The following is a 25,043-nucleotide window of genomic DNA, read 5'->3' on the forward strand; positions in this document are numbered from 1 at the left end:
TCATGTTAGTACCTAAACGTGTAAAACACCGTCGTGAATTCCGCGGAAAAATGCGCGGTGAAGCTAAAGGCGGAAAAGAAGTAGCATTTGGTGAATGGGGTTTACAAGCAACTGAATCTCACTGGATTACTAACCGTCAAATCGAAGCAGCCCGTATTGCAATGACTCGTTACATGAAACGTGGCGGGAAAGTATGGATTAAAATTTTCCCTCACAAGTCTTACACAAGTAAAGCTATCGGCGTACGTATGGGTAAAGGTAAAGGGGCACCAGAAGGCTGGGTATCACCAGTTAAACGTGGTAAAATCATGTTTGAAATCGCAGGCGTTCCTGAAGAAGTAGCTCGTGAAGCTCTTCGTCTTGCATCTCACAAATTGCCGGTAAAAACTAAGATCGTAAAACGTGAGGAAATGGGTGGTGAATCGAATGAAGGTTAAAGAAATCAGAGAATTAACCACTGCCGAAATGCTAGATAAAGAAAAACAATTAAAAGAAGAATTGTTCAACTTAAGATTCCAATTAGCAACAGGTCAATTAGAAAACACTGCACGTATTAAAGAAGTACGTCAATCGATTGCACGCATCAAAACAGTATTGCGTGAACAAGCTAACTAATAGTGGAAGGAGGCCAAACGCGTATGACTGAAGAAAGAAATCAACGTAAAGTTTACCAAGGTCGCGTGGTATCAGACAAAATGGATAAAACAATCACAGTTGTCGTTGAAACAAAGAAAAACCACCCTATCTATGGCAAACGTATGAAATATTCTAAAAAATATAAAGCGCATGATGAAAACAACACAGCGAAAGTTGGAGACATCGTAAAAATCATGGAAACTCGTCCATTATCAGCTACAAAACGTTTCCGTTTACTAGAGGTAGTCGAAGAAGCAGTTATTATCTAATAAAACGAGAATTTCCTAATAGATTGAAGCACAAAATCTGAAAGGGGGATACACATCGTGATCCAACAAGAAAGTCGTTTAAGAGTCGCTGACAATTCTGGCGCACGTGAAATTTTAACGATCAAAGTCCTAGGCGGATCTGGTCGTAAAACTGCTAACATCGGTGACGTTATTGTTGCTACTGTCAAACAAGCAACGCCAGGTGGGGTTGTTAAAAAAGGTGAAGTAGTTAAAGCCGTTATCGTTCGTACAAAATCTGGCGCTCGTCGTGCTGACGGTTCTTACATCAAATTTGATGAAAATGCTGCGGTAATTATCCGTGACGATAAAAGCCCACGCGGAACACGTATCTTCGGACCAGTTGCACGTGAATTACGTGAAAACAACTTCATGAAGATCGTTTCTCTAGCACCAGAAGTATTATAATCTCGAGCCCACGTTAAAGGAGGTGCGAAACAGTAATGTTTGTTAAAAAAGGCGATAAAGTAAAAGTTATCACTGGTAAAGATAAAAACAAAGAAGGCGTTGTCTTAGCAGCGTTTCCTAAACAAGATAAAGTTATCGTTGAAGGTGTCAACGTCGTTAAAAAACACCAAAAACCAAACCAAGCAGCCCCACAAGGTGGAATCCTTGAAGTGGAAGCGCCAATTCATGTTTCTAATGTAATGGTGATTGATCCTTCAAACGGAGAAGCTACTAAAGTTGCGTTTAAAGAAGTCGACGGCAAAAAAGTCCGCGTTTCTAAAAAAACAGGTGAAGTTTTAGATAAATAAAAATTGCGGAAGGAGGGCTTACTGAATGAACCGCCTGAAAGAAAAATATATTAAAGAAGTAACACCATCATTGGTGGAAAAATTTAATTACAGCTCAGTTATGCAAACACCTAAAGTTGATAAAATCGTTATCAACATGGGTGTGGGTGATGCAGTATCAAATGCTAAAAACTTAGACAAAGCTGTTGAAGAATTAGCATTAATCACTGGTCAAAAACCACTTATCACAAAAGCTAAAAAATCTATCGCTGGATTCCGTTTACGTGAAGGAATGCCAATCGGTGCGAAAGTAACGCTACGCGGCGAAAGAATGTACGAATTTTTAGATAAATTAGTAACAGTTTCTTTACCTCGTGTACGTGACTTCCACGGTGTCAGCAAAAAAGCTTTCGATGGTCGTGGTAACTATACTTTAGGTATTAAAGAACAATTAATCTTCCCAGAAGTTGATTATGATTTAGTAGATAAAGTACGCGGTATGGACATCGTAATTGTTACAACAGCGAACACTGACGAAGAGTCTCGCGAATTGTTGGCACAATTAGGTATGCCATTCCAAAAATAATATAAGGAGGCGAACTACGTGGCTAAAAAATCAATGATTGCTAAAAACAAACGTCCTGCTAAACATTCAACACAAGCTTATACTCGTTGTGAACGTTGTGGACGTCCACATTCAGTTTATCGTAAATTTCATCTTTGCCGTATTTGCTTCCGCGAACTTGCCTATAAAGGTCAAATTCCCGGCGTGAAGAAAGCTAGCTGGTAAACAAGTAAACTCGCATAAAGGAGGTAAATAGTTCAATGGTCATGACAGATCCAATTGCAGATTTTCTAACTCGCATTCGTAATGCGAACATGGTTAAACATGAAACTTTAGAAGTACCTGCTTCAAAAATCAAACGTGATATCGCAGAAATCCTGAAACGTGAAGGATTTATCCGCGACGTAGAATACATCGAAGATGACAAACAAGGCGTAATCCGTGTTTTCCTAAAATATGGTAAAAACGAAGAACGTGTTATCACAAACTTAAAACGTATTTCTAAACCAGGTTTACGTGCATACGTAAAAGCTGACGAAGTACCAAAAGTATTAAACGGTCTAGGAATTGCAATCATCTCTACATCAGAGGGTGTAATTACTGACAAAGAAGCTAGAGCGAAAAATATCGGCGGCGAAGTAATCGCCTACGTATGGTAATTCTAAAAAATACACAAGGAGGTGTCTCTAAGTGAGCCGTATTGGTAATAAAGTTGTTGTTCTTCCTGCTGGTGTTGAAATCAAGCAAGACGGAAACAACATTACAGTTAAAGGACCTAAAGGTGAATTAACACGCGAATTTTCTTCTGATATCAAAATGAACATCGAAGGAAACGAAGTGACATTCACTCGTCCAAACGATTCAAAAGAAATGAAAACAATCCACGGAACAACTCGTGCAAACTTCAACAACATGGTTGTTGGTGTTTCTGAAGGTTTCCAAAAAGCACTTGAACTTATCGGGGTCGGATACCGTGCCCAAGTACAAGGCAACAAATTAACTTTAAACGTTGGTTATTCTCATCCTGTCGAAATGACAGCACCAGAAGGCGTAACATTTGAAGTACCTGCGAACACACAAGTTATCGTTAAAGGCATCAACAAAGAAGTTGTTGGTGAATTAGCTGCTAACATCCGTGGCGTTCGTCCTCCAGAACCTTATAAAGGCAAAGGGATTCGCTATGTTGGTGAATTTGTACGCCGTAAAGAAGGTAAAACTGGTAAATAATAACAGCTGTGTAGAAAACAGAAGTCAACAACAAGCAACTGTCATTTTATGGGATTTTTCCAATAAAATGCTTTTGTCTTGTCTGCCAGCTTCTCTTTTCCGTAATCTGCTGACTGCTTGAAATATTAGTAGTAAACATTAAATCAAAGAGGTGAAAATTGTGATTACAAAACCAGATAAAAACAAAACACGTCAAAAGAGACATCGTCGTGTACGTAACAAAATCTCTGGTACTGCTGAGTGCCCACGCTTGAACATTTTCCGTTCTAACAAAAACATCTACGCGCAAGTCATTGATGACGTAGCGGGTGTGACGCTAGCAAGTGCCTCTGCCTTGGATAAAGAAATTTCAGGTGGAACAAAAACAGAAACAGCTGCAGCTGTTGGTAAACTAGTTGCTGAACGTGCCGCTGAAAAAGGCATCAAAAAAGTAGTCTTCGACCGTGGTGGATACCTTTACCATGGCCGCGTGCAAGCTTTAGCTGAAGCTGCTCGTGAAAATGGACTAGAATTTTAGGAGAAGGAGGAACACCATTCATGGTTTATATTGATCCAAAACATTTGGAATTAGAAGACCGCGTTGTAGCGATCAACCGTGTAACAAAAGTTGTTAAAGGTGGACGTCGTTTACGTTTCGCAGCTTTAGTTGTTGTCGGTGACAAAAACGGACACGTTGGTTTCGGTACTGGTAAAGCACAAGAAGTACCTGAAGCTATCCGTAAAGCAATCGAAGACGCGAAGAAAAACTTAGTTGAAGTGCCTATGGTTGGTTCTACTATCCCGCACGAAGTAATTGGCGTATTCGGTGGCGGCCGTATCCTTATGAAACCTGCAGTAGAAGGTTCTGGGGTAGCTGCTGGTGGACCAGTTCGTGCCGTATTGGAATTAGCTGGTGTAGCAGATATTACATCTAAATCACTAGGTTCAAACACACCTATTAACGTTGTTCGCGCAACTGTTGAAGGTCTAAAACAATTAAAACGTGCCGAAGAAGTGGCAGCACTTCGCGGTAAATCTGTAGAAGAAATTATCGGTTAAGGAGGACAAAAATAATGGCTGAATTAAAAATTACTTTAAAACGCAGTGTTATCGGACGTCCTCAAAACCAACGTGCTACAGTTAAAGCGTTAGGTTTAGGTAAAGTGAATAGTACTGTTACAAAACCTGCCAATGAAGCAATCAAAGGTATGGTTAACACTATCTCACATTTAGTGGACGTAGAAGAAGTTTAAGATTTATAGATTTGTAATAGAAGATTGCTTAAGGAGGTGCCAAACCTATGAAACTTCATGAATTAAAACCTGCTGAGGGCTCACGCCAAGTACGTAACCGTGTTGGACGTGGTACTTCATCTGGTAATGGTAAAACAGCTGGCCGTGGACAAAAAGGGCAAAAAGCCCGTTCAGGCGGTGGTGTTCGTTTAGGATTTGAAGGGGGTCAAACTCCATTATTCCGTCGTTTACCAAAACGTGGGTTTACAAACATTAATCGTAAAGATTACGCTGTTGTGAACTTAGATACTTTAAACCGTTTTGAAGATGGAACAGAAGTAACTCCTGTTGTCCTAAAAGAAGCAGGAATCGTTAAAAACGAAAAAGCGGGAATCAAAGTTCTTGCAGATGGTGAGTTAACGAAAAAATTAACTGTGAAAGCAGCTAAATTCTCGAAATCAGCACAAGAAGCTATCGAAGCTGCTGGTGGTTCAATCGAGGTGATCTAATTGTTCAAGCTATTAAAGAACGCCTTTAAAGTCAAAGACATTAGATCAAAAATCTTATTTACAGTTTTAATCTTGTTTGTATTTCGCCTAGGTGCGCACATTACTGTGCCCGGGGTGAATGCAAAGGGATTGTCTGATTTAAGTAGCTTACCCTTTTTGAATATGTTGAATATGGTGAGTGGTAGTGCCATGCAAAACTTCTCTATCTTCTCGATGGGGGTTTCGCCATACATTACAGCCTCTATTATTATTCAACTATTGCAAATGGATATTGTACCTAGATTTGTAGAATGGTCAAAACAAGGGGAAGTTGGGCGTAAGAAATTAAATCAAGCTACAAGATATCTAACGATTGTCTTGGGTGTGGCTCAGTCAATGGGGATCACTGCTGGTTTTAATAGCTTAAGTCAAACTGGGATTGTAAACAATCCAACCTTAGGTACCTTTGTGATGATTGCAGTTATTTTAACTGCTGGGACGATGTTTGTGACTTGGATGGGTGAACAAATTACAGAAAAAGGAATCGGAAATGGTGTTTCAATGATTATCTTTGCCGGGATTATTTCTCGTTTGCCAGGAGCAGTCAAAGAAATCTATGAAGATTACTTCGTCAATATCGAGTCTTCTCGTATTTGGCAATCTGTTATTTTCATTGCAATCTTAGTTATTGCTATTTTGGTGATCGTTACAGTCGTAACGTTCTTCCAACAAGCAGAACGTAAGATTCCAATCCAATATACAAAACGTGTTTCTGGTGCACCAACAAGTAGTTATTTACCGTTAAAAGTAAATGCTGCTGGGGTTATTCCAGTTATCTTTGCCAGCTCGTTAATTGCAACACCAAATGCCATTTTACAAGCTTTCTCATCAAAATTCGCTGGTGAAAATTGGTATGACATTATGACAAAAATCTTCAGTTATAACACAGTTCCAGGGGCAATCATCTATACTGTCCTAATCGTTGCGTTTACGTTCTTCTATGCATTTGTTCAAGTAAACCCTGAGAAATTAGCGGAAAACTTACAAAAACAAGGAAGCTACATTCCAAGCGTGCGACCAGGTAAAGGTACAGAAGAATATGTATCTGGCGTGTTAATGAGATTAAGTGTTGTCGGCTCAATTTTCCTAGGACTTGTTGCTTTACTTCCAATCATTGCGCAAATGGTTTGGAACTTACCTCAATCAATCGGTTTAGGTGGAACAAGTTTACTAATCGTTATCGGGGTTGCATTAGAAACAACGAAACAATTAGAAGGATTAATGATGAAACGTCAATATGTCGGCTTTATCAATAAGTAAGAATCGAGTGTTGAGGTTTTACCTCAGCACCATTCTCACATATGGCTAGCTTCATAAGCCGGTCTTTAAAATTAGGAGGAGAATATATGAACCTCATTTTAATGGGATTACCTGGAGCAGGTAAAGGCACCCAAGCAGAAAAAATCATTGATACGTATGGCATTCCACATATTTCTACTGGAGATATGTTCCGTGCAGCAATGAAAAATGAAACTGCCTTGGGCCTAGAAGCGAAATCTTATATCGATAAAGGTGAACTGGTTCCTGACGAAGTAACAAACGGAATTGTTAAAGAACGCCTTGCTGAACCAGACACAGACAAAGGATTCCTATTAGATGGTTTCCCACGTACACTGGATCAAGCAAAAGCATTAGATACAATGCTTAAAGAATTAAACAAAAAAATTGATGCTGTCATTGACATCCATGTAGAAGAAGATGTATTAATCGAGCGTTTAGCTGGACGATTCATCTGTCGCACATGTGGCGCAACGTATCATAAATTATTCAACCCGCCAAAAGTTGAAGGCACTTGTGATCGCTGTGGCGGACATGAATTCTACCAAAGAGAAGATGATAAGCCCGAAACGGTTAAAAATCGTTTGGCAGTCAACATTGAAAGTAGCGCACCAATCTTAGCTTTCTATAAAGAACAAGGCTTGATGCATACAATCGATGGCAATCGCGAAATCGATACTGTTTTTTCTGATGTGAAAAAAATCATTGACGAAAACTAATTTCCAATTGCCCGCAGTTTAACCCTGTTGTTGTATTCAGTTTCTCTTGCCAAAACATAACTAAATATGGTAGAATATATCAGTCCGACTTCTACAGTTTTGTGACATCAAAATGAATAACGAAGTTAGTTGAGAATTTCTAGGTGGGAGCTGGAGTTTCCGCCGTTTTATCGTGTGAAAACGCGAAACAAGTACAAGGAGGTACTGTGCGTGGCAAAAGAAGATATGATTGAAGTCGAAGGTACAGTCGTCGAAACTTTGCCGAATGCAATGTTTAAAGTCGAACTAGAAAATGGACACCAAGTTCTTGCTACTGTTTCAGGTAAAATCCGTATGCACTACATCCGTATCTTACCTGGTGACAAAGTAACAGTTGAATTATCACCGTATGATTTAACGCGTGGCCGTATTACTTATCGCTTTAAATAATTGTACTCCGTAAAACCACAGGAGGTATTATCATGAAAGTAAGACCATCAGTAAAACCAATGTGTGAACATTGTAAAGTAATTCGCCGTAAAGGACGTGTTATGGTTATTTGCCCAGCAAATCCAAAACATAAACAACGTCAAGGATAATTAGGAGGTGTAACGAATAATGGCTCGTATTGCAGGAGTAGACATCCCTCGTGACAAACGTGTAGTAGTTTCTCTTACTTACATTTATGGTATTGGTAACACTACAGCTAAAAAAGTTTTAGCAAACGTTGGCGTATCTGAAGATGTTCGTGTACGTGATTTAACAAACGAACAAACAGATGCGATTCGTGCGGAAATTGATAAGTTAAAAGTTGAAGGGGATCTTCGTCGTGAAGTGAACTTAAACATCAAACGCTTGATGGAAATCGGTTCATACCGTGGAATCCGTCACCGTCGTGGATTACCAACTCGTGGACAAAACACGAAAAATAATGCACGTACTCGTAAAGGCCCTACTAAAACAGTAGCAGGCAAGAAAAAATAATTCCTAAGTGAAGGAGGTTAGAACTTCATGGCAGCAAAAAAAGTTAGTCGTAAACGCCGTGTCAAAAAGAATATAGAATCAGGTGTAGCACATATCCATTCTACATTCAACAATACAATCGTAATGATCACTGATACACATGGTAATGCATTAGCATGGTCATCAGCAGGATCATTAGGCTTTAAAGGAAGCAAAAAATCAACTCCTTTTGCCGCTCAAATGGCTGCAGAAGCCGCAACTAAAGTGGCAATGGAACATGGACTTAAAACTGTAGACGTAACAGTTAAAGGACCTGGTTCTGGACGTGAAGCAGCAATTCGTTCATTACAAGCAACAGGTTTAGAAGTGACTGCAATTCGTGACGTGACTCCAGTTCCTCATAATGGATGCCGCCCTCCAAAACGCCGTCGTGTTTAATGAGCGCCACTCATTCTGAGTTTGAATTAGGAACGTCATTGAACAAGACACTTTTCGTTTTGAAAGGGGTATAGATAAGAATGATTGAATTTGAAAAACCAAGAATCGAAAAAATTGATGAAAATAGAGATTATGGTAAGTTCGTCGTTGAACCATTAGAACGCGGTTACGGAACTACTTTAGGTAACTCTCTACGTCGTATTTTATTGTCTTCTTTACCAGGAGCTGCAATTACGAATATTCAAATCGATGGTGTTTTACACGAATTCTCAACCATTCCAGGTGTACGAGAAGACGTAACACAAATTATTTTGAATATTAAAGGCTTAGCATTGAAATTATATGCTGAAGAAGAGAAAACCCTTGAGATCGATATTACAGGACCCGCTACCGTGACTGCCGGCGATATTATCGTGGACAGTGATGTTGAGATCCTAAATAAAGATTTAGTTATCTGTAGTGTTGCTGAAGGAGCTACTTTCCATGCTCGCTTAACAGTGAAACCTGGTCGTGGCTATGTTCAAGCAGACGAAAACAAAAAAGAAGATATGCCAATCGGTGTACTTCCAGTTGATTCCATCTACACACCCGTTCGTCGTGTTAACTACCAAGTAGAAAATACACGTGTTGGTCGTCGTGATGATTTCGACAAATTAACAATGGAAATATGGACAGATGGTTCAATCATTCCTCAAGAAGCACTAAGTTTAGCTGCGAAAATCATGACTGAGCATTTAGATATCTTTGTAAACCTTACTGACGAAGCGAAAAACGCTGAAATCATGGTGGAAAAAGAAGAAACTCAAAAAGAGAAAATGCTAGAAATGACGATTGAAGAACTTGATTTATCAGTTCGTTCATATAACTGTTTAAAACGTGCAGGCATTAATACTGTACAAGAACTTACAAACAAATCTGAACCAGAAATGATCAAAGTACGTAATTTAGGTCGTAAATCTCTTGAAGAAGTAAAACTTAAATTGCATGATCTAGGATTAGGATTGCGTAAGGACGATTAAGACTTTTACGAAGTTTCCAGTCCTGCTTAACAGCAGTGGCTCGTGAGAACAGAAACGAAGGAGGGAACCCAACGTGAGTTACCGTAAATTAGGACGCACATCAAGCCAACGTAAAGCTATGCTACGTGATATTACAACTGATTTAATCATCAACGAACGCATCGTAACTACTGAAGCTCGTGCGAAAGAAGTACGTTCAACTGTAGAAAAAATGATTACTTTAGGTAAACGTGGAGATCTTCATGCACGTCGTCAAGCAGCTACTTTCGTTCGTAATGAAGTTGCTAGTGTTCGTGAAGAAGATGAGTCTATCGTTGTTGAATCAGCTTTACAAAAGCTATTTAACGATTTAGGACCTCGTTTCGCGGAACGCCAAGGTGGTTACACTCGTATCTTGAAGACAGAACCAAGACGCGGCGATGCAGCACCAATGGTAGTTATCGAATTTGTTAAATAATTAATAAACCGATCACTTTATAGATGTTTCTTTTAGAGTGTTATGATGTTGGAGGCGACTCCGAGTCTAGCTCTGCTTTCCCTGCTAAAGATGGCTTTAGCAGGGGAGCACTCATCATATAAAGGTGATTTTTTTTTGCTTTGGGAAAACGCTGTTTTCTCAAAGCTTTTTTGTTTCTTAAAAGCATTGCAGAAGCTTTTCCGGTTTGTTATACTGATTATTAATTGGAATTTTCAGATAATTAAACAATCTGAGTTAGTAGAAGGGGGAATTATATGTCGCAAATGTTTGCTTTTTCGTTGCTGATGGTTATTTTATACATTGGTGATGTAGTTTCTATCAAAACAAAAGCTTGGATTCCATCCGTTTTTGTTTGTGGTGTTTTATTTATTCTTGGTTATTGGACTATTTTTCCACAAAATATTGTGGAAGTGGCAGGGATTCCTACAGTGGTTGCCACTTTATTAATGTATCTGTTGATTACTAATATGGGCACTCTGCTCTCTGTTAAAGAATTGGTTAATCAATGGAAAACGATTGTGATTGCTTTGTCAGGTATTCTGGGCATTATTGCCTTGTTATTAGCTGTAGGGACTTTTGTTTTTGACTTAAAAACAGTTTTAGTTGCAATCCCGCCGTTAGTAGGAGGTTTAGTTTCTTCATTAGTAATGTCAGAAGCGGCTCAATCAGCTGGTTTAGCCTCACTTTCGGTTTTGGCAATTTTAATTTATGTCATTCAAGGGTTTGCTGGTTATCCCTTAACTTCAATTGTTCTAAAAAAAGAAGGAAAGCGGAAGCTTCAAGAATATCGAGCAGGGACATGGCAGCCGGTTCATGAACAAGAGGGGCAAGAAACAGGAGCAGAACCAGATGTGCCTAAACTATTTGAAAAAGTACCCAAACGATATCATACAGATTATTCACGAATTTTACGTCTAGCCTTAGTTGCCACACTCGCTTATTATGTTTCTGTGTGGACGGCACCGTTTGTGACGATTAGTCCTTTTGTGCTGTGTTTATGTTTTGGCGTGATTGCAACGTCTTTAGGCTTTTTAGAAAAGCAACCATTGCAGAAAGCAAATAGCTTTGGTTTTGCGATTGTAGGGTTAATGCTTTTTGTCTTTGATGGCTTAAAACAAGCCACACCTGAAATGTTGATGGATTTATTTTTACCAATGATTGGGATTATTGTGATTGGTGTTATCGGGATGTACATCTTTTCAGCAATTGTTGGTCGTGTATTAGGTGTGAGTAAAGAGATGGCATTCGCTGTTTCGTTGACAGCTTTATATGGCTTTCCAGCCGATTATATTATTACTAATGAAGTGATTCAATCATTGACAGAAGATGAACAAGAACAGGCGGCTTTAACGAGCCATTTAATGCCACCGATGTTAGTGGCAGGTTTCGTAACAGTCACCATTGTTTCGGTTATTTTAGCGGGTATTTTTTCAAGTATTTTATTAAGTTTGTAGAAACGGGGCGTAAGTATGAAAAAAATCAAAGCACTAGTCAAGCAGCATGCACAAGAAATGATTGCTTTTCGACGGGATTTACACCAACATCCAGAATTACAATTTGAAGAATTTCGAACGACAGAAAAAGTCGCGGCAGTTCTTGATCAATTAGGAATTACTTATCGCAAAACAGAACCGACGGGTTTAATTGCTGAAATTGTGGGCGGCAAACCAGGCCGAGTGGTTGCGCTGCGGGCTGATATGGATGCCTTACCTGTACAGGAATTAAATGAAGATTTAGCTTATAAATCTTTAGAAGCTGGCAAGATGCATGCATGTGGGCATGATTCCCATACCGCGATGTTAGTAACAGCGGCTAAAGTATTAAAAGAAATCCAGGAAGAACTTCAGGGAACAGTAAGGTTAATTTTTCAACCATCTGAAGAAAATGCGCAAGGTGCTAAAGCAATGGTTGCGCAAGGCGCAATGACCGGTGTTGATGATGTATTTGGCTTACATATCTGGTCACAAATGCCTGTAGGAACCGCTTCGTGTCGAGTGGGCTCAAGTTTCGCATCCGCAGATATTTTTTCTGTTGATTTTAAAGGCCGTGGTGGCCATGGTGCCATGCCAAACGCTTGTATTGATGCGGCAGTCATAGCTTCTTCTTTTGTGATGAATCTGCAAACGATTGTTTCTCGGGAGACAGATCCTTTAGATCCAGTAGTTGTCACGATTGGACGGATGGATGTGGGGACCCGTTTTAATGTGATTGCTGAGAATGCACGTTTAGAAGGAACGGTTCGTTGCTTTAGTGTAGCAATGCGTAATCGAGTAGAACAGGCGCTGCAACGCTATGCGGAACAAACAGCCGCTATTTACGGTGGGACGGCTTCGTTAGATTATCAATATGGAACGTTGCCAGTGATTAATGATGAGCAGGATGCCTTGTTTGCCCAAACACTAATTAAGGAAAATTTTGGTGAAGCGGCCTTAAGACAAGAAGAGCCGACAACCGGTGGTGAAGACTTCAGTTATTATACTGAACATGCTTCTGGTTGTTTTGCCTTAGTGGGAAGTGGTAATCCAGAGAAAGATACGGAATGGGCACATCACCATGGTCGTTTTAATATTGATGAAGATGCGATGGCAATGGGTGCTGAGTTATATGCCCAATATGCGTTTGAATATTTGAAGACACATTTTTAAAAAAAATCAGTAACTTCTTGTTTTATGAGAACAAGAAGTTATTTTTATGAAAAATAGACCTGTCAAGACAGATAAGAGCTCCCATAATGACCGTTCTTTTGGTATAATAAAAAATAGTGTGAAGAATCAGAACAGATGATTGAAAAAACGCTACTTTTTTGGTAGTGTTAGAAAGAATAAATAGATTGAGGGAGTACGCGATGCAACCAATCATTGAACTAAATAATATCCAATTTAATTATCAACCAGAAGATGCTTCTCCCGCTTTAAAAGATGTGTCTTTTTCCATTCAACAAGGCGAATGGGTCGCTATTATTGGCCATAATGGTTCTGGTAAATCAACGTTAGCCAAAACGATCAATGGGCTGTTACTGCCAGCTGCTGGGACTATCAAAGTTGGCGGCAAAGAATTAAATGAAGCAAACGTCTGGGATATCCGGCGTATGGTAGGAATGGTCTTTCAGAATCCAGATAACCAATTTGTCGGTTCAACAGTCGAAGACGATGTGGCTTTTGGTTTAGAAAATCAAGGTATTCCGCGTGATGAAATGGTCGAACGTGTTCACGATGCATTAGAACGGGTTCGTATGTTAGATTTTGCCAAGCGAGAACCTGCTCGGCTATCTGGCGGCCAAAAACAACGAGTAGCTATCGCTGGTGTGGTTGCTTTGCGACCAGATATTATTATTTTAGACGAAGCGACAAGTATGTTAGATCCAGAAGGTCGTGCAGAAGTAATTGCTACCATTCAAAAGATTAAAGAAGAAAGCAATTTAACAGTTATTTCTATTACCCACGATATTGATGAAGCGGCTAATGCGAATCGTATTTTAGTGATGCGCCAAGGACAATTGACAAACGAGGGAACACCAGAAAAGATTTTTTCTGCAGGAGAAGCGCTTGTTGAAATGGGCTTGGATTTACCGTTTCCTGAAAAATTAAAAGTAGCTTTGAAAGAGCGTGGCGTTGTTGTGCCAACGAATTATTTAACAGAAGAAGGGATGGTGGATTGGTTATGGACATCCGTTTTAAACAAGTAGATTTTACTTACCAACCCAATACTCCTTTTGAGCAACGGGCATTATTCGATATTAATTTAACGATTCAAGACGGCTCTTATACAGCGATTGTCGGTCATACTGGCAGTGGCAAATCAACGTTATTACAACATTTGAATGCTTTGGTGAAACCAACTAAAGGCCAAGTGACAATTGGAGAGCGTGTAATTACGCCAGAAACTGATAATAAGAATTTAAAACCAATTCGTAAAAAAGTTGGGATCGTTTTTCAATTTCCAGAAGCACAATTGTTTGAAGAAACAGTGGAGCGAGACATCGCTTTCGGACCGAAAAACTTTGGTGTTTCAGACGAAGAAGCGAAAAAATTAGCTAAGAAAATGCTTGATTTAGTCGGCTTAGATGAAAAATACTTACAACACTCTCCGTTTGAGTTATCAGGTGGTCAAATGCGCCGTGTCGCAATTGCTGGTGTGCTAGCGATGGAACCAGAAGTCTTAGTATTAGACGAACCGACTGCTGGTTTGGATCCTAAGGGTCGTAAAGAAATGATGGAGATGTTTAGTCGTCTGCATAAGGAACATAATATGACCATCGTTTTAGTGACACATTTGATGGATGACGTGGCTAATTACGCAGATCATGTGATTGTTTTAGAAAAAGGACAAATCGTCCGAGCGGGAGCACCACAAGAAGTGTTTCAAGAGACACAATGGCTGAAAGAAAAACAATTAGGCGTGCCAACTGCAGCCGAATTTGCTGAAAAATTAGTGGCAAAAGGCTTTTCTTTTGAGCAATTACCATTAACGGCCGATCAATTAGCCGATCAGCTTCTGAAAAAAATGCAGGAAGCAGGTGAGGCAAAATGATGAATAAATTGATTTTTGGGCGCTATATTCCAGGTGATTCTTTTATCCATCGTTTAGATCCGCGCGCAAAATTATTAGCTAGTTTTTATTTTATTGGAATTATCTTTTTAGCAAATAATTGGCAGAGTTATGTTTTAATAGCAGCCTTTACTGCTTTTGCTATTTCATTATCAAAAATCAGCGCCCGCTTCTTTATCCGCGGTGTTCGGCCATTATTATGGCTAATTCTGTTTACTGTGGCTCTTCAAACCTTGTTTACACAAGGGGGAGAGGTGTACTTTCAGTGGGGAATTATTTCCATTACCCAGTTTGGTGTGACGAATGGGCTGTTTATTTTCTGTCGTTTTGTTTTAATTATTTTCATGTCAACGTTATTAACTTTAACGACGGCACCATTAGAGTTATCAGATGCGATTGAATATTTGTTACGCCCACTTCGTGTGGTGAAATTTCCAGTTCATGAAGTTTCATTGATGTTATCAATTGCCTTACGTTTTGTCCCAACATTAATGGATGAAACGGAAAAGATTATGAATGCCCAACGTGCCCGTGGTGTTGATTTTGGTGAAGGAAACTTACTTCAAAAAATGAAAGCTATTGTTCCACTTTTAATTCCGCTTTTCGTAAGTAGTTTTAATCGTGCGGAAGACTTAGCGACTGCCATGGAAGCAAGAGGTTATCAAGGTGGCGAAGGACGGACAAAATACCGCATTCTTCATTGGCACCTACGAGATACAATAGTAATGTTTGGCTTTGTCTTGTTAACCATTGGCTTATTTGTATTAAGAACTTAGAAAAGGTGAAGAAAAATTATGCCCCGCTATAAAGCAATCATTGCCTATGATGGCACTCATTTTCATGGCTTTCAAAAGCAGCCTAATGAGCGTACCGTTCAAGAAGAAATAGAAAAAACGTTAGCACGCATGAATAACGGACACTCCGTGACGGTTTTTGGTTCAGGACGAACAGATGCAGGTGTTCATGCAATGGGCCAAGTGATTCACTTTGATTATCCGCAGGAACGTCCGTTGGAAAAAATGCGCTTTGCGTTAGACACACAAACACCAGAAGACATTGCTGTGCGCAGCGTGGAACGTGTTTCAGAAGACTTTCATGCACGTTATCACGTGATCGAAAAAACCTATCAATTTAAAGTGGATATTGGCAAACCGCGAAGTCCATTTCGACGTTTTTATGCTAGTTATTTTCCGTATCCCATTGATCTCGAAAAAATCCAACAAGCTTTGCCTGATTTATTAGGCACCCATGATTTTACCTCTTTCTGTGCCTCAGGAAGTTCGGTAGAAGATAAAGTCCGAACTATTCATGAAGCCAGTGTTCATGTCAATGAAACGGGGGATGAATTAACATTCACTTTTCGGGGCGATGGTTTCTTGTACAAAATGATTCGGATTTTAGTTGGTACGCTATTGAAAATCGGCAATGGGCGGCTGGAACCAACCGCGATTCCAGCAATTATCGCAGCCAAAGATCGAAATTTAGCAGGTCCGACTGCTCATCCAGAAGGATTGTATTTAGCAGAAGTGAAATATGAAAACTAAAAAGACGCAGACCTTACAAGAAAAGGTCTGCGTCTTTTTAGTTGCAAAATTTAGATGTATTTAACAGCTGTTCCGTAAGCCACGACAGATTGCATGTCTGTGCCAATTGTGCCAGAATCAAAACGCATCATCACAACGGCATCTGCACCTAATTTAGAGGCTTCTGCTTTTAAACGTTCGATTGCTTGGTCGCGTGCTTCTCGTTGCATATCAGTGTAACCTTTGATTTCACCGCCAACTACGCTTTTTAGTCCAGCACCTAAATCTTTAAACATATTTTTAGAACGTGTGGTTAACCCGAAAACTTCTCCAATAATTTCATATTCTTGACCGCTAATTCTCTCGGTTGTTGTAACTAACATGGGCAATTTCCTCCAGTACTTGTTGGTAACTTCAATTTACCATAGTCAAGAGTTTGGTACAACGAATATACATAAAAACGACACTAGAAAAGATGCGCTTTCGCATTTTTTCTAGTGTCGTTTTGGTAAGAATTAATCAAGAATAGGATCTTTTTTAGAAATCATGACCCAAACCCAACTAATTAGAAAAGCAACCGTTGCTGGAACGACCCAGCCCATGCCAATAGTGAACAATGGTAAGTATTGGCCGGCTTTTTCTAAAAGCGTTGTTACAAACGCCGTATCTTTGATAAAGGCGGGGGAGCTATTTAATGCATCTAAAACAGCAGCAATCAATGTGATATAGGTCGTTGCTTGATAGACTTCCCGTCGATGTTTGAAAATAGGACTGATGATTACCAAAAGCATTAAAGTAATCGCCAATGGATAAAGGAACATCAAGACTGGAACGGCAAATTGAATGATGTTGGTTAAGCCGACATTTGCAAAAATAGCTGGTAAAATAACAACAATTGCCAAGAATTTTTGATAGGAAACTTTCGGAAACATTTCTTCAAAAGTCTCAGAAAAGGCTGTGCTTAAGCCGATACCGGTTTTTAAACAAGCAAGAACTACGATAAAAGCCAGTAAAATACTTCCTGGTAGGCCTAAATAGTAATTAGCAATTTGGGCTAAGGCAATCCCGCCGTTTTCACTGATTGGAAAAGCCCCGATACTCATTGTTCCCATATAAGCAAGTAAGGTATAGATAATCCCCATCAATACAACACTGAAAGCACCTGATTTAATCATTCCTTTAGCGATATCTCCTGGTTTTTCGACGCCCATATTTCGTAAAGTGGAAACGACAACAATCCCAAAAGCTAATGAAGCTAAAGCATCCAACGTATTATAACCTTCTGTAAATCCTTTAAAAAAAGGACTTGAAATATAATTTTCACCAACAGCGGCACTGGCCACATGACCTAATGGTTTTACAAAGGCTAAAACAATCAAAATTCCTAGCAATGCTAAAAATAACGGATTTAAAAATTTACCCACATAATCTAAGATTTTACTTGGCTTTCTAGAGAAGAGCCAAACAGCTAAGAAAAATAATGCGGAAAAACCAGCAAGAACCAGCCATTGCAAGTCTTTAGGAACAAATGGTGCAAGACCAATCTCAAAAGAAGTAGTTGCTAACCTTGGTAAAGCAAAGAAAGGACCAATCGTTAAATATAATAGTAAGGTAAAAATAAGAGCATAACGACGATTAATCCGAGAAGCTAAGTCAAAAACACCTGAACTTTTAGAAACACCCATAGCAATGACACCAAGAAAAGGTAAGCCAATTCCAGTGGCTAAGAAGCCCAAGTTTGCTAAAAAGACGGAAGCCCCCGCTTCTTGTCCCATATGTACAGGGAAAATTAAATTTCCAGCACCGAAAAACAAACCGAATAACATTGAACCAACGTATAGATAATCACGCCAAACTAACTTTTTTTGCATAGATTCACACTCCTTAATATTGTCTTATTATTTAAAATAACAGAAGAAGAAACAGAGAGCAACCAGTTTTTATAGAAAACATTGGTTTTCTTATTTTTCTATGAAATAAGCATACTGATAATCATCACAATAGTGTCCGTTTATATAAAATTCTTCTTTAAAATGTGCTTCCTGCACAAAACCATGTTTTTTATAGAATCGAATGGCTTCTTGATTGGTAGCCATTACTCGCAAACTCAGCTTATGAATCCCGCTTATCTGGGCCATATCTTTGACATACGACAACAAAGAACCACCAATCCCTTGGCCTTGGAAATCTGGCGAAACGCCAATACTTAGTAGCCATTGCTTTTGATGAGCTGCTAACGAAGTGGGCGGATGGACTTCAATAAATCCAGCAAGTTGTTGTCCGCTGATGGCAACGAAAATCGTTTCATCCTTCATTTTTTCCTGATATGCCGTAAGCGAGAGTGGTTGTATCTCGGCAGGGGTATTCTTTTTTGTCCAAATGATTTGGTCCAAGGCATGTAATGCGGGCCAATCTGCTTCGGCAACTAAGCGAATAGTGAGTGAGGTAGACAAGATAATAGGGCTCCTTTTTCTGAAATTTTAAAATATAAAAAGACTATAGCATTTATTGTCTGAAAATTCAAATACTTTTAAAACGAAAAGAAAAATGGCTGCACCTTTTCGAGAAAATCAAAATATGCTACCATAGCTACCAGAGGATAGATGGTAAAAAAGAATCTATCTAAATGGAGGGTATGTTTGTGAAAAAAATGGCAGTATATTGTGGCGCCAGTCTGGGGAATGAGCCAATCTATCAGCAAGCTGCAGTAGCGTTAGCCGCTTGGATGAAAGAAAATCACTATGATCTAGTTTATGGCGGTGGCAATGTTGGTCTAATGGGTACGGTGGCTGACACGCTTTTAGCAGAAGGTGGAGAGGTAATTGGTGTCATGCCCACTTTTTTAATGGAACGAGAGATTGCACATAATGGCATTACAAAGATGCATACAGTCAGTGATATGCATGCGCGTAAGAAAAAGATGATTGAATTGGCAGATGTGTATTTAGCTTTACCCGGTGGTCCCGGCACACTCGAAGAAATTAGCGAGGTGATCTCTTGGGGCCGAGTCGGTGAACATATGAATCCTTGTATTTTATACAATGTGAATGGTTACTATGACTTATTAGCTGCCTTTTTTGATAAAATGGTAGAAACTAGTTTCTTAACAGAAGCGGATCGAGCTAAAATTTTCATTTCAGATTCCTTAGAAGAAATTGGTGCATTTATTGATTCTTATGAACCGCCAATGATTCGTCAATACAAAAAATAAAAAAAGAGGCAGTCACTCTAACCAGAATGACTGCCTCTTTTTTACTAGTTTTTCGTTAAAATCCGATGTAAGAACTCTTTTGTCCGAGCTTCTTTTGGATGGACAAAAATATCTTCAGCGGTCCCTTCTTCGGCAATGACACCTTTATCCATGAAAATAACACGATCGGATACGTCCCGCGCAAATTCCATTTCATGTGTTACAATCACCATTGTTAGCCCTGTATGGGCAAGATTTTTCATCGTTTTTAGCACTTCGCCAACCATTTCAGGATCCAATGCAGAAGTTGGTTCATCGAAAAGTAAAACATCTGGATCCATTGATAATGCTCGAGCAATGGCTACCCGTTGCTTTTGTCCACCAGATAATTGAGCAGGTTTGGCATCAATAAAACGAGCCATGCCAACTTTTTCTAAATTTTCTAAGGCAATTTTTTTGGCTTCTTCTTTGTTTCTTTTTAGGACAGTCATCTGACCAGAAGTACAGTTTTCTAAGACATTCATGTTATTAAATAAATTGAATGATTGGAAAACCATGCCTAAATGGGTCCGATATTTGGGCAAACTATAACCACGTTCTAAAACATTTTTACCATTATAGATGATTTTGCCATCTGTTGGTTTTTCTAACAAATTGATACAACGTAGTAACGTTGATTTACCAGAACCAGAAGAACCGATAATGGTGACAACTTCTCCTTTGTTGACGTTCATATTGATATCTTTTAATACTTCGTTTTCGCCAAAGCTTTTTCGTAAATGTTCAATTTCAATAATTGCACTCATCTGTTTGCCTCCTAGCTTTCTTTTCCTTCTTCAGTTAATTCTTCTACTTTAACGTAAGCAGAAGGGCCATCCATTTTACGTTCCACAACACGTAAGATTCGTGTGATCACAAAAGTCATTACCAAGTACATGATGCCGACAATTGTAAAGGTTTGGAAGAACTGGAAGTTTGCGCCAGAAGCAGCATTCCCTTGGAAGAATAAATCTGCAACACCGATAACACTTAACACGGCCGTATCTTTGATATTAATGACAAATTCATTCCCTGTTGCAGGTAAAATATTACGTAATACTTGGGGAATAACGACTTTACGCATTGTTTGTCCATGGGTCATCCCAATCGCTTGTGCTGCCTCGAATTGTCCTTTATCTACTGCGAAAATACCTCCGCGAACAATTTCAGACATATAGGCACCAGTATTCACAGAAACGATAAATAATGCGGCCACTGTTCGGTCTAAAGAGATGCCAAAAGCTAGAGCTAAACCATAGAAAATAACCATTGCTTGAACCATCATTGGTGTACCACGGAAAACTTCAATATATATAGAAAGAATTAAATTTCCTAATTTTTGGAAGAAACGAGCGACTGGGTTTTCAGAATCTGGAATTGTACGGAAGACACCAATTAGTAAACCAAGGGTTGTTCCGACAACTGTCCCAATTAACGCGATAAATAGCGTTAAACCAGCACCACGTAAAAACATGTCGCCATATTGATTCCAAATATTTTTGAAATCGTTAATAAGTCCTGTTTTTTGTTCATCACTATCTGTTGCTGCAGGTTGATCCTTGATTGCTTGGTCCATAATTTTTGTCCGTTCATCTTGAGAAATACCTGCTAAAATTTTGTTTACTTTTTCAATGTCTGGATCGCCTTTACGCATGCCGACTGCTACTTGCGAGTCTTCAGCGCTAGCATCAAAGCCATTTTCTTTTGGAAATTCTAACATTTTTAATTCTTTATTGACACTAGTTGCTGTTATGCCTTCGGGGCGTTCACTAACATACCCATCAATCATGCCAGAAGCAAGTGCTGTTCGCATAGCTGAAAAGTTATCCATTGCTTGCTGTTTATTGACATTTGGAATTTGATCAATTAATCCGTAGTGGAATGTATTTAGTTGAGCTGTAATTTTAGCATCAGCTAAATCTTTCAAGCTTTTTGCATTAGCGTATTTGCCATCTTTTTTTACAATTACGACAAATTGTGATTCATAATAAGGGTTTGTAAAAGCAATTTCTTTTTTTCGTTCAGCGGTTGGGCTCATTCCGGCGATAATGGCATCGATTTTTCCAGATTGTAAGGCGGGCGCCAAGCCATCCCATTTGGTTTGGACGATTACTAATTTACGACCTAAACCATCGGCAATTTTTTTAGAAATTTGAACATCATAGCCGCCTGCATAAGAGTTGCCTTGAATAGGCACTGCGCCATGTGCGTCATTTTTCTGTGACCAGTTAAAAGGGGCGTAGCCAGCTTCCATGCCGACACGAAATTCACCATTTTCCTCCGCCGAAGCGTTGGTTGTCATGCCAAGTAACGAAAATAGCGTGACAAGTAGTAGACTGAATGAAAAAACTTTTTTGTTCATCTTTTTCTCTCCTTTAAATTTCTTGTCTGATTGATCGTTTTGTCTTTTTTCAATCAACAAGCTTTGATAATCAGCTGAGCAAAAGCGATTCTGTCTTTTTAAAGGAGAATACTTCTGTCACAACCTATTTTTGAATACAAAAAAACAACCAAACAGATGTAAGGTTGCTAGGTAATGTCGAAAAAAATTCCTCAACGAAACATAGCACAACTTAGCATCACTACTAAGACAGTCCGCAAGCTCTTAACTTACGTCCCAACACACAACAGAAGAGGCTCCGTTATGCATTTCGGCGATTGATCCTAAACTTGCTTCCCAGTGTCCTCTCACTCCACAAGCGTAATAAAAACCGCGACCTCTACCTCTTTTTTGAGGCACTATTCAGTTATTAAATTCAGTTATTAATTTTAGGATAAATCCAGAAGAAAGTCAATATGTTCCAGCAAAGGAATTTATCAAGAGGACACAAACACCATGAAATTAGCGTAACATTTTCCCTACGAAATAGAAACTAATACGAAAAAAGCAACCATTCCTAAAGGAACAGTTGCTTTTTACTTAAGCTTTGACAGCTTTTGGTTCACGACCTAAAATAGCTTGAAGAACAGTCAATACACCTAAAGAAGCTAAAATTGTATAAATTAGACTTGAGTAAGTTAAGATACCGAAATCCCAAGTTTTGTAAACTAATAAAACAATTGCTAAGGCGATAATAGCGATAACGTTGAAGAACGCAAAAGCCCAAAGATTTCCGTTTTCTTTACGAGAAAGATAAAAAACAGAGAACCAAATGCTTAAAACGCCCCAAGCGATGCAGGCAATAATTGCAGCCCAATAAATAATAAATGCGACCATTGTTGTTTCACCTCACTTTTACTCATGCATATTTTACCACGAGTTGAGAAATTTGTCACAAACTCTTTCAAGATAAATCAATATATAGGTAAGAAGTTTTCAAAAAGTGGAAAAACTTTTGGTGCTAATGTTAAAATACGTTATAATATAGAAGATTAGGAGCTGAATCGATATGCAAGATATCACGCAAGCCGAGGCAATTCATTGGTTGGCAACCCAACAAAAAATCACATTTTTAACAGGTGCGGGTATCTCGACAGCCTCAGGTGTGCCAGATTATCGTTCCTTAAAAGGTGTCTATCAAGGAATCCAGCAACCGGAATACTTATTGAGCCGGACTTGCTTAAAAACAGAGCCAGAAAAGTTTTATCAATTCGTTAAAACGCTCTATCATCCAGATGCACAACCTAATATCATTCACCAGAAAATGGCACAATTAGAGCAAATGAAACGGGGAAAAATTGTTTCACAAAATATTGATGGGCTTCATCGAAAAGCAGGTAGCCAAGAAGTGGTGGACTTTCATGGTAATTTATATGAATGTTATTGCCAAACTTGTGGTGCAACGGTTCCTTGGCAAGACTATTTGCTTAGTGATCGGCACGCTGATTGTCGTGGACAAATCCGTCCAGCTATTACTTTGTATGAAGAAGGACTATCCGAAGAGGCAATCGAAAAAGCCATTCAGGCCGTTGCTTCTGCCGACTTAATCGTGATTGTCGGCACGAGTTTTCAAGTGCATCCATTTTGCGATTTGATTCATTATAAACAACCAACGGCAGCTATTTTAGCCATTAATCAAACGCCGCTATTTTTACAACAACCTTATTATTTTTTAGAAGCGAAAGCCGAAACGATATTTGCAGAATTAACGATAAAGGAGTAACGGAATGGAAGAATTTAAATCAGAAAAAGAAAAAATGATCGCAGGTGCACTATATTTTGCCTCAGATCCTGAATTAGTGGCTGATCGCAAAAAAGCCCGTGAACAAATGGCGTTAATTAACCAACAACCAGACACTTATATTCGTCGTCAATTAATAGAAGAAACATTTGGAAAAGTGGGTGTCGGGACGTACATCGAACCGATGATTCAATTTGATTATGGCTACAACATTTCTGTGGGAAAAAATTTCTATGCCAATTTTAATAACGTTTTTTTAGATGTTTGTCCAATCGAAATTGGCGATAACTGTATGTTTGGACCCAATGTGCAACTTTATACAGCCGAGCATCCATTACAAGCAGCCAAGCGTAATAGCGGAATGGAATCAGGGAAACGAATTATCATTGGCAACAATGTTTGGATTGGCGGTGGAGCGATTGTCCTTCCTGGCGTAACATTAGGCGATAATGTAGTGGTGGCAGCAGGTGCTGTTGTGACCAAATCGTTTCCAGAAAACTGTGTGATCGCAGGTAATCCAGCACGGATAATTAAAGAATTGACTGAAGATGACGCCCCAACAACTTCTTTAGAACAACAACGAGCAAAGATTAACCAAATCGATAAGGAACTGGTCCGTTTATTAGAACAGCGGATGGACGTCGTCGCAGAGATTGCTGCAGTGAAAAAGAAAGCAGGTCATGCGGTTTTTGATTCTGAAAGAGAACAACAAGTATTAGAAACTATTCTGAATCATGTTGAAAATGCCGAGTATGAAGAAACATTATCTGAGACTTTCCAGGGAATTATGGACGCCTCTAAACGTTTCCAAGAAAAACATTTAGGAGAGTGAGGCGAAGGTCGTGGATGGAGAAATCAGAAGAAGAGAGATTGTTAAAAGATTAAGAGAGACCGAAAAGCCAATTAGTGCCACTCGTTTTGCAAAAGCTTTTGATGTCAGCAGACAAATTATTGTAGGAGATGTCGCTCTATTACGGGCGACAGGGGTCGAAATTGTCGCAACAGCTCGAGGGTATATGTTGGAACAACCTTTAGAAGGAATTGAACGGAAAATTGCTTGTCAACATACACCTGAACAAACGAGAGAAGAATTGTCAGTCATTGTTGCCAAAGGTGGAGAAGTGGTAGATGTGAGTATTGCACATCCGCTTTATGGGGAATTAATCGGCAGTTTGCGCATTCAATCAGAGAAAGATATTGATAAATTTATGGACAAGTATCAAAAAGAGCATGCTACATTACTATCAGTTTTAACAGGAGGCGTCCATCTGCATACTATTCGCTGTGCAGACGAAGAAACTTTCCAAGAAATCAAAGAGGCACTTCGAAAAAAAAGTATTTTGTTTGAAGGATAACGAGAAAAAGAGAGGACGTTGATGTTTGTTCAAGCCCTTTCTTTTTTTTCTTAGAAAATTACCAAAAAAAGATAGAAGAATTTGTGAATTTTCTTCTATTTTTTTAACTTTTTGCTAGAAATTTTTTATGAAACAGTATACTATTAAAAAAGGAGCCATTTAAACAATAACTATGTCAATTATTA

38 protein-coding genes and 1 riboswitch are annotated in these 25,043 nt (G+C 39.1%); of the genes, 32 read left to right on the forward strand and 6 right to left on the reverse strand.

Going from position 1 to position 25,043, the window contains the following annotated elements:
* The first annotated feature begins 2 nt into the window (after nucleotides 1-2).
* The 28 genes from rplP (at nucleotide 3) to truA (ending at nucleotide 16,174) form a co-directional block, all read left to right on the forward strand.
* Nucleotides 3-437: a 50S ribosomal protein L16 gene (gene rplP / locus IGK82_RS00740; RefSeq protein WP_002356208.1), complete on the forward strand. Its 435-nt coding sequence runs from the start codon at nucleotides 3-5 to the stop codon at nucleotides 435-437.
* Nucleotides 427-615, forward strand: coding sequence for a 50S ribosomal protein L29 (rpmC, locus tag IGK82_RS00745; protein WP_002383858.1), 189 nt, complete (start codon nucleotides 427-429; stop codon nucleotides 613-615). Before rplP ends, rpmC begins: the two co-directional genes overlap by 11 nt.
* 23 nt (nucleotides 616-638) lie before the next feature.
* Nucleotides 639-905: a 30S ribosomal protein S17 gene (gene rpsQ / locus IGK82_RS00750; RefSeq protein WP_002359348.1), complete on the forward strand. Its 267-nt coding sequence runs from the start codon at nucleotides 639-641 to the stop codon at nucleotides 903-905.
* Between the two features lie 57 nt (nucleotides 906-962).
* Nucleotides 963-1,331, forward strand: a complete 369-nt coding sequence (gene rplN / locus IGK82_RS00755) for a 50S ribosomal protein L14 (protein ID WP_002356211.1) — start codon at nucleotides 963-965, stop codon at nucleotides 1,329-1,331.
* A 35-nt stretch (nucleotides 1,332-1,366) separates the two neighbouring features.
* Entirely contained in the window at nucleotides 1,367-1,678 is a 312-nt protein-coding gene (rplX, locus tag IGK82_RS00760; RefSeq protein ID WP_002356212.1) for a 50S ribosomal protein L24, read from the forward strand.
* A gap of 25 nt (nucleotides 1,679-1,703) precedes the next feature.
* Complete coding sequence (rplE, locus tag IGK82_RS00765) at nucleotides 1,704-2,243, forward strand: 50S ribosomal protein L5 (RefSeq protein WP_002356213.1); 540 nt, start codon at nucleotides 1,704-1,706, stop codon at nucleotides 2,241-2,243.
* An 18-nt stretch (nucleotides 2,244-2,261) separates the two neighbouring features.
* Nucleotides 2,262-2,447 carry a type Z 30S ribosomal protein S14 gene (locus IGK82_RS00770; protein ID WP_002356214.1) on the forward strand — a complete coding sequence of 62 codons (186 nt, stop codon included), beginning with the start codon at nucleotides 2,262-2,264 and terminating at the stop codon, nucleotides 2,445-2,447.
* Nucleotides 2,448-2,482: 35 nt separating this feature from the next.
* The gene (gene rpsH, locus IGK82_RS00775; RefSeq protein ID WP_002356215.1) at nucleotides 2,483-2,881 is read left to right on the forward strand and encodes a 30S ribosomal protein S8; all 399 of its coding nucleotides are present in this window, start codon (nucleotides 2,483-2,485) and stop codon (nucleotides 2,879-2,881) included.
* Nucleotides 2,882-2,912: 31 nt separating this feature from the next.
* On the forward strand, nucleotides 2,913-3,449 hold the full coding sequence (gene rplF, locus IGK82_RS00780) for a 50S ribosomal protein L6 (RefSeq protein WP_002356217.1): 537 nt from the start codon (nucleotides 2,913-2,915) through the stop codon (nucleotides 3,447-3,449).
* Between the two features lie 160 nt (nucleotides 3,450-3,609).
* Nucleotides 3,610-3,966, forward strand: coding sequence for a 50S ribosomal protein L18 (rplR, locus tag IGK82_RS00785; RefSeq protein WP_002356218.1), 357 nt, complete (start codon nucleotides 3,610-3,612; stop codon nucleotides 3,964-3,966).
* Between the two features lie 20 nt (nucleotides 3,967-3,986).
* Complete coding sequence (gene rpsE, locus IGK82_RS00790) at nucleotides 3,987-4,487, forward strand: 30S ribosomal protein S5 (protein WP_002356219.1); 501 nt, start codon at nucleotides 3,987-3,989, stop codon at nucleotides 4,485-4,487.
* Between the two features lie 14 nt (nucleotides 4,488-4,501).
* A complete protein-coding gene (rpmD, locus tag IGK82_RS00795; protein ID WP_002356220.1) occupies nucleotides 4,502-4,681 on the forward strand; it encodes a 50S ribosomal protein L30 in 180 nt (59 codons plus the stop codon).
* A gap of 47 nt (nucleotides 4,682-4,728) precedes the next feature.
* Entirely contained in the window at nucleotides 4,729-5,169 is a 441-nt protein-coding gene (gene rplO, locus IGK82_RS00800) for a 50S ribosomal protein L15 (RefSeq protein WP_002356221.1), read from the forward strand.
* Nucleotides 5,170-6,468 (forward strand): preprotein translocase subunit SecY, encoded by a 1,299-nt coding sequence (secY, locus tag IGK82_RS00805; RefSeq protein ID WP_002359350.1) that lies wholly within the window; start codon nucleotides 5,170-5,172, stop codon nucleotides 6,466-6,468.
* 86 nt (nucleotides 6,469-6,554) lie between these two features.
* Entirely contained in the window at nucleotides 6,555-7,205 is a 651-nt protein-coding gene (locus IGK82_RS00810) for an adenylate kinase (protein WP_002356223.1), read from the forward strand.
* Nucleotides 7,206-7,415: 210 nt separating this feature from the next.
* Nucleotides 7,416-7,634: a translation initiation factor IF-1 gene (gene infA, locus IGK82_RS00815; RefSeq protein ID WP_002356224.1), complete on the forward strand. Its 219-nt coding sequence runs from the start codon at nucleotides 7,416-7,418 to the stop codon at nucleotides 7,632-7,634.
* A 32-nt stretch (nucleotides 7,635-7,666) separates the two neighbouring features.
* Complete coding sequence (gene rpmJ, locus IGK82_RS00820) at nucleotides 7,667-7,783, forward strand: 50S ribosomal protein L36 (RefSeq protein ID WP_002288710.1); 117 nt, start codon at nucleotides 7,667-7,669, stop codon at nucleotides 7,781-7,783.
* Between the two features lie 19 nt (nucleotides 7,784-7,802).
* Nucleotides 7,803-8,168 (forward strand): 30S ribosomal protein S13, encoded by a 366-nt coding sequence (rpsM, locus tag IGK82_RS00825; RefSeq protein WP_002356225.1) that lies wholly within the window; start codon nucleotides 7,803-7,805, stop codon nucleotides 8,166-8,168.
* A gap of 27 nt (nucleotides 8,169-8,195) precedes the next feature.
* Complete coding sequence (gene rpsK, locus IGK82_RS00830) at nucleotides 8,196-8,585, forward strand: 30S ribosomal protein S11 (protein WP_002356226.1); 390 nt, start codon at nucleotides 8,196-8,198, stop codon at nucleotides 8,583-8,585.
* A gap of 80 nt (nucleotides 8,586-8,665) precedes the next feature.
* Nucleotides 8,666-9,604, forward strand: a complete 939-nt coding sequence (locus tag IGK82_RS00835) for a DNA-directed RNA polymerase subunit alpha (protein WP_002356227.1) — start codon at nucleotides 8,666-8,668, stop codon at nucleotides 9,602-9,604.
* A gap of 73 nt (nucleotides 9,605-9,677) precedes the next feature.
* Nucleotides 9,678-10,061: a 50S ribosomal protein L17 gene (gene rplQ, locus IGK82_RS00840; RefSeq protein WP_002356228.1), complete on the forward strand. Its 384-nt coding sequence runs from the start codon at nucleotides 9,678-9,680 to the stop codon at nucleotides 10,059-10,061.
* Between the two features lie 45 nt (nucleotides 10,062-10,106).
* Nucleotides 10,107-10,367: a hypothetical protein gene (locus tag IGK82_RS00845; protein WP_002390254.1), complete on the forward strand. Its 261-nt coding sequence runs from the start codon at nucleotides 10,107-10,109 to the stop codon at nucleotides 10,365-10,367.
* Entirely contained in the window at nucleotides 10,337-11,536 is a 1,200-nt protein-coding gene (locus tag IGK82_RS00850; RefSeq protein ID WP_025194142.1) for a DUF819 family protein, read from the forward strand. Before IGK82_RS00845 ends, IGK82_RS00850 begins: the two co-directional genes overlap by 31 nt.
* A 15-nt stretch (nucleotides 11,537-11,551) precedes the next feature.
* Nucleotides 11,552-12,727 carry a M20 family metallopeptidase gene (locus tag IGK82_RS00855; RefSeq protein WP_016622145.1) on the forward strand — a complete coding sequence of 392 codons (1,176 nt, stop codon included), beginning with the start codon at nucleotides 11,552-11,554 and terminating at the stop codon, nucleotides 12,725-12,727.
* A gap of 200 nt (nucleotides 12,728-12,927) precedes the next feature.
* Nucleotides 12,928-13,767, forward strand: coding sequence for an energy-coupling factor ABC transporter ATP-binding protein (locus IGK82_RS00860; RefSeq protein WP_002359354.1), 840 nt, complete (start codon nucleotides 12,928-12,930; stop codon nucleotides 13,765-13,767).
* On the forward strand, nucleotides 13,743-14,612 hold the full coding sequence (locus IGK82_RS00865; RefSeq protein WP_002381364.1) for an energy-coupling factor ABC transporter ATP-binding protein: 870 nt from the start codon (nucleotides 13,743-13,745) through the stop codon (nucleotides 14,610-14,612). Before IGK82_RS00860 ends, IGK82_RS00865 begins: the two co-directional genes overlap by 25 nt.
* A complete protein-coding gene (locus IGK82_RS00870; protein ID WP_002373841.1) occupies nucleotides 14,609-15,406 on the forward strand; it encodes an energy-coupling factor transporter transmembrane component T family protein in 798 nt (265 codons plus the stop codon). The genes IGK82_RS00865 and IGK82_RS00870 overlap by 4 nt, the downstream gene beginning before the upstream one ends.
* Nucleotides 15,407-15,424: 18 nt before the next feature.
* Nucleotides 15,425-16,174 (forward strand): tRNA pseudouridine(38-40) synthase TruA, encoded by a 750-nt coding sequence (gene truA, locus IGK82_RS00875; protein ID WP_002356237.1) that lies wholly within the window; start codon nucleotides 15,425-15,427, stop codon nucleotides 16,172-16,174.
* A gap of 50 nt (nucleotides 16,175-16,224) precedes the next feature.
* Here truA and IGK82_RS00880 read toward each other — a convergent pair whose 3' ends face one another.
* The 3 genes from IGK82_RS00880 to IGK82_RS00890 form a co-directional block, all read right to left on the reverse strand.
* Nucleotides 16,225-16,536, reverse strand: coding sequence for a heavy metal-binding domain-containing protein (locus tag IGK82_RS00880; RefSeq protein WP_002381365.1), 312 nt, complete (start codon nucleotides 16,534-16,536; stop codon nucleotides 16,225-16,227).
* A 132-nt stretch (nucleotides 16,537-16,668) separates the two neighbouring features.
* Entirely contained in the window at nucleotides 16,669-18,024 is a 1,356-nt protein-coding gene (gene brnQ / locus IGK82_RS00885) for a branched-chain amino acid transport system II carrier protein (protein WP_002356239.1), read from the reverse strand.
* 90 nt (nucleotides 18,025-18,114) lie between these two features.
* Entirely contained in the window at nucleotides 18,115-18,606 is a 492-nt protein-coding gene (locus IGK82_RS00890) for a GNAT family N-acetyltransferase (RefSeq protein WP_010709145.1), read from the reverse strand.
* A gap of 173 nt (nucleotides 18,607-18,779) precedes the next feature.
* Here IGK82_RS00890 and IGK82_RS00895 point away from each other — a divergent pair, with 173 nt between their 5' ends.
* Entirely contained in the window at nucleotides 18,780-19,364 is a 585-nt protein-coding gene (locus IGK82_RS00895) for a TIGR00730 family Rossman fold protein (RefSeq protein ID WP_002383869.1), read from the forward strand.
* A gap of 44 nt (nucleotides 19,365-19,408) precedes the next feature.
* Here the strand turns inward: IGK82_RS00895 and IGK82_RS00900 are convergent, their stop codons facing one another.
* The 3 genes from IGK82_RS00900 to IGK82_RS00910 all read right to left on the reverse strand — a co-directional run bounded on the left by IGK82_RS00900 (nucleotide 19,409) and on the right by IGK82_RS00910 (nucleotide 22,599).
* On the reverse strand, nucleotides 19,409-20,149 hold the full coding sequence (locus IGK82_RS00900) for an amino acid ABC transporter ATP-binding protein (RefSeq protein ID WP_002356242.1): 741 nt from the start codon (nucleotides 20,147-20,149) through the stop codon (nucleotides 19,409-19,411).
* An 11-nt stretch (nucleotides 20,150-20,160) separates the two neighbouring features.
* Nucleotides 20,161-21,744, reverse strand: a complete 1,584-nt coding sequence (locus IGK82_RS00905) for an ABC transporter substrate-binding protein/permease (protein ID WP_002381368.1) — start codon at nucleotides 21,742-21,744, stop codon at nucleotides 20,161-20,163.
* A 194-nt stretch (nucleotides 21,745-21,938) separates the two neighbouring features.
* Nucleotides 21,939-22,113, reverse strand: a riboswitch (Lysine riboswitch).
* A 189-nt stretch (nucleotides 22,114-22,302) separates the two neighbouring features.
* Nucleotides 22,303-22,599 (reverse strand): hypothetical protein, encoded by a 297-nt coding sequence (locus IGK82_RS00910; protein WP_002356244.1) that lies wholly within the window; start codon nucleotides 22,597-22,599, stop codon nucleotides 22,303-22,305.
* Nucleotides 22,600-22,771: 172 nt separating this feature from the next.
* Between IGK82_RS00910 and IGK82_RS00915 the strand changes: the two genes are divergently transcribed.
* The 3 genes from IGK82_RS00915 to IGK82_RS00925 are packed head-to-tail and all read left to right on the forward strand — an operon-like array spanning nucleotide 22,772 to nucleotide 24,858.
* Entirely contained in the window at nucleotides 22,772-23,485 is a 714-nt protein-coding gene (locus IGK82_RS00915) for an NAD-dependent protein deacylase (protein ID WP_016622144.1), read from the forward strand.
* Between the two features lie 4 nt (nucleotides 23,486-23,489).
* Nucleotides 23,490-24,335, forward strand: a complete 846-nt coding sequence (locus IGK82_RS00920) for a chorismate mutase (protein WP_002363448.1) — start codon at nucleotides 23,490-23,492, stop codon at nucleotides 24,333-24,335.
* A 10-nt stretch (nucleotides 24,336-24,345) separates the two neighbouring features.
* Complete coding sequence (locus IGK82_RS00925) at nucleotides 24,346-24,858, forward strand: transcription repressor NadR (RefSeq protein WP_002356248.1); 513 nt, start codon at nucleotides 24,346-24,348, stop codon at nucleotides 24,856-24,858.
* Nucleotides 24,859-25,043: the final 185 nt, after the last annotated feature.

The organism is Enterococcus sp. AZ197, assembly GCF_050556405.1.
Classification (GTDB): Bacteria; Bacillota; Bacilli; order Lactobacillales; family Enterococcaceae; genus Enterococcus; species Enterococcus faecalis.

Excerpts from the sequence above, each read along its gene's own strand:
- rplP (WP_002356208.1), top strand. The coding sequence starts at position 3 with ATGTTAGTACCTAAACGTGTAAAACACCGTCGTGAATTCCGCGGAAAA.
- rpmC (WP_002383858.1), top strand. The coding sequence starts at position 427 with ATGAAGGTTAAAGAAATCAGAGAATTAACCACTGCCGAAATGCTAGAT.
- rpsQ (WP_002359348.1), top strand. The coding sequence starts at position 639 with ATGACTGAAGAAAGAAATCAACGTAAAGTTTACCAAGGTCGCGTGGTA.
- rplX (WP_002356212.1), top strand. The coding sequence starts at position 1,367 with ATGTTTGTTAAAAAAGGCGATAAAGTAAAAGTTATCACTGGTAAAGAT.
- rplE (WP_002356213.1), top strand. The coding sequence starts at position 1,704 with ATGAACCGCCTGAAAGAAAAATATATTAAAGAAGTAACACCATCATTG.
- rpsH (WP_002356215.1), top strand. The coding sequence starts at position 2,483 with ATGGTCATGACAGATCCAATTGCAGATTTTCTAACTCGCATTCGTAAT.
- rpsE (WP_002356219.1), top strand. The coding sequence starts at position 3,987 with ATGGTTTATATTGATCCAAAACATTTGGAATTAGAAGACCGCGTTGTA.
- rpmD (WP_002356220.1), top strand. The coding sequence starts at position 4,502 with ATGGCTGAATTAAAAATTACTTTAAAACGCAGTGTTATCGGACGTCCT.
- rplO (WP_002356221.1), top strand. The coding sequence starts at position 4,729 with ATGAAACTTCATGAATTAAAACCTGCTGAGGGCTCACGCCAAGTACGT.
- IGK82_RS00810 (WP_002356223.1), top strand. The coding sequence starts at position 6,555 with ATGAACCTCATTTTAATGGGATTACCTGGAGCAGGTAAAGGCACCCAA.
- rpmJ (WP_002288710.1), top strand. The coding sequence starts at position 7,667 with ATGAAAGTAAGACCATCAGTAAAACCAATGTGTGAACATTGTAAAGTA.
- rpsM (WP_002356225.1), top strand. The coding sequence starts at position 7,803 with ATGGCTCGTATTGCAGGAGTAGACATCCCTCGTGACAAACGTGTAGTA.
- rpsK (WP_002356226.1), top strand. The coding sequence starts at position 8,196 with ATGGCAGCAAAAAAAGTTAGTCGTAAACGCCGTGTCAAAAAGAATATA.
- IGK82_RS00835 (WP_002356227.1), top strand. The coding sequence starts at position 8,666 with ATGATTGAATTTGAAAAACCAAGAATCGAAAAAATTGATGAAAATAGA.
- IGK82_RS00845 (WP_002390254.1), top strand. The coding sequence starts at position 10,107 with ATGTTGGAGGCGACTCCGAGTCTAGCTCTGCTTTCCCTGCTAAAGATG.
- IGK82_RS00850 (WP_025194142.1), top strand. The coding sequence starts at position 10,337 with ATGTCGCAAATGTTTGCTTTTTCGTTGCTGATGGTTATTTTATACATT.
- IGK82_RS00855 (WP_016622145.1), top strand. The coding sequence starts at position 11,552 with ATGAAAAAAATCAAAGCACTAGTCAAGCAGCATGCACAAGAAATGATT.
- IGK82_RS00860 (WP_002359354.1), top strand. The coding sequence starts at position 12,928 with ATGCAACCAATCATTGAACTAAATAATATCCAATTTAATTATCAACCA.
- IGK82_RS00865 (WP_002381364.1), top strand. The coding sequence starts at position 13,743 with ATGGACATCCGTTTTAAACAAGTAGATTTTACTTACCAACCCAATACT.
- IGK82_RS00870 (WP_002373841.1), top strand. The coding sequence starts at position 14,609 with ATGATGAATAAATTGATTTTTGGGCGCTATATTCCAGGTGATTCTTTT.
- truA (WP_002356237.1), top strand. The coding sequence starts at position 15,425 with ATGCCCCGCTATAAAGCAATCATTGCCTATGATGGCACTCATTTTCAT.
- IGK82_RS00880 (WP_002381365.1), bottom strand. The coding sequence starts at position 16,536 with ATGTTAGTTACAACAACCGAGAGAATTAGCGGTCAAGAATATGAAATT.
- brnQ (WP_002356239.1), bottom strand. The coding sequence starts at position 18,024 with ATGCAAAAAAAGTTAGTTTGGCGTGATTATCTATACGTTGGTTCAATG.
- IGK82_RS00895 (WP_002383869.1), top strand. The coding sequence starts at position 18,780 with ATGGAGGGTATGTTTGTGAAAAAAATGGCAGTATATTGTGGCGCCAGT.
- IGK82_RS00900 (WP_002356242.1), bottom strand. The coding sequence starts at position 20,149 with ATGAGTGCAATTATTGAAATTGAACATTTACGAAAAAGCTTTGGCGAA.
- IGK82_RS00905 (WP_002381368.1), bottom strand. The coding sequence starts at position 21,744 with ATGAACAAAAAAGTTTTTTCATTCAGTCTACTACTTGTCACGCTATTT.
- IGK82_RS00910 (WP_002356244.1), bottom strand. The coding sequence starts at position 22,599 with ATGGTCGCATTTATTATTTATTGGGCTGCAATTATTGCCTGCATCGCT.
- IGK82_RS00915 (WP_016622144.1), top strand. The coding sequence starts at position 22,772 with ATGCAAGATATCACGCAAGCCGAGGCAATTCATTGGTTGGCAACCCAA.
- IGK82_RS00920 (WP_002363448.1), top strand. The coding sequence starts at position 23,490 with ATGGAAGAATTTAAATCAGAAAAAGAAAAAATGATCGCAGGTGCACTA.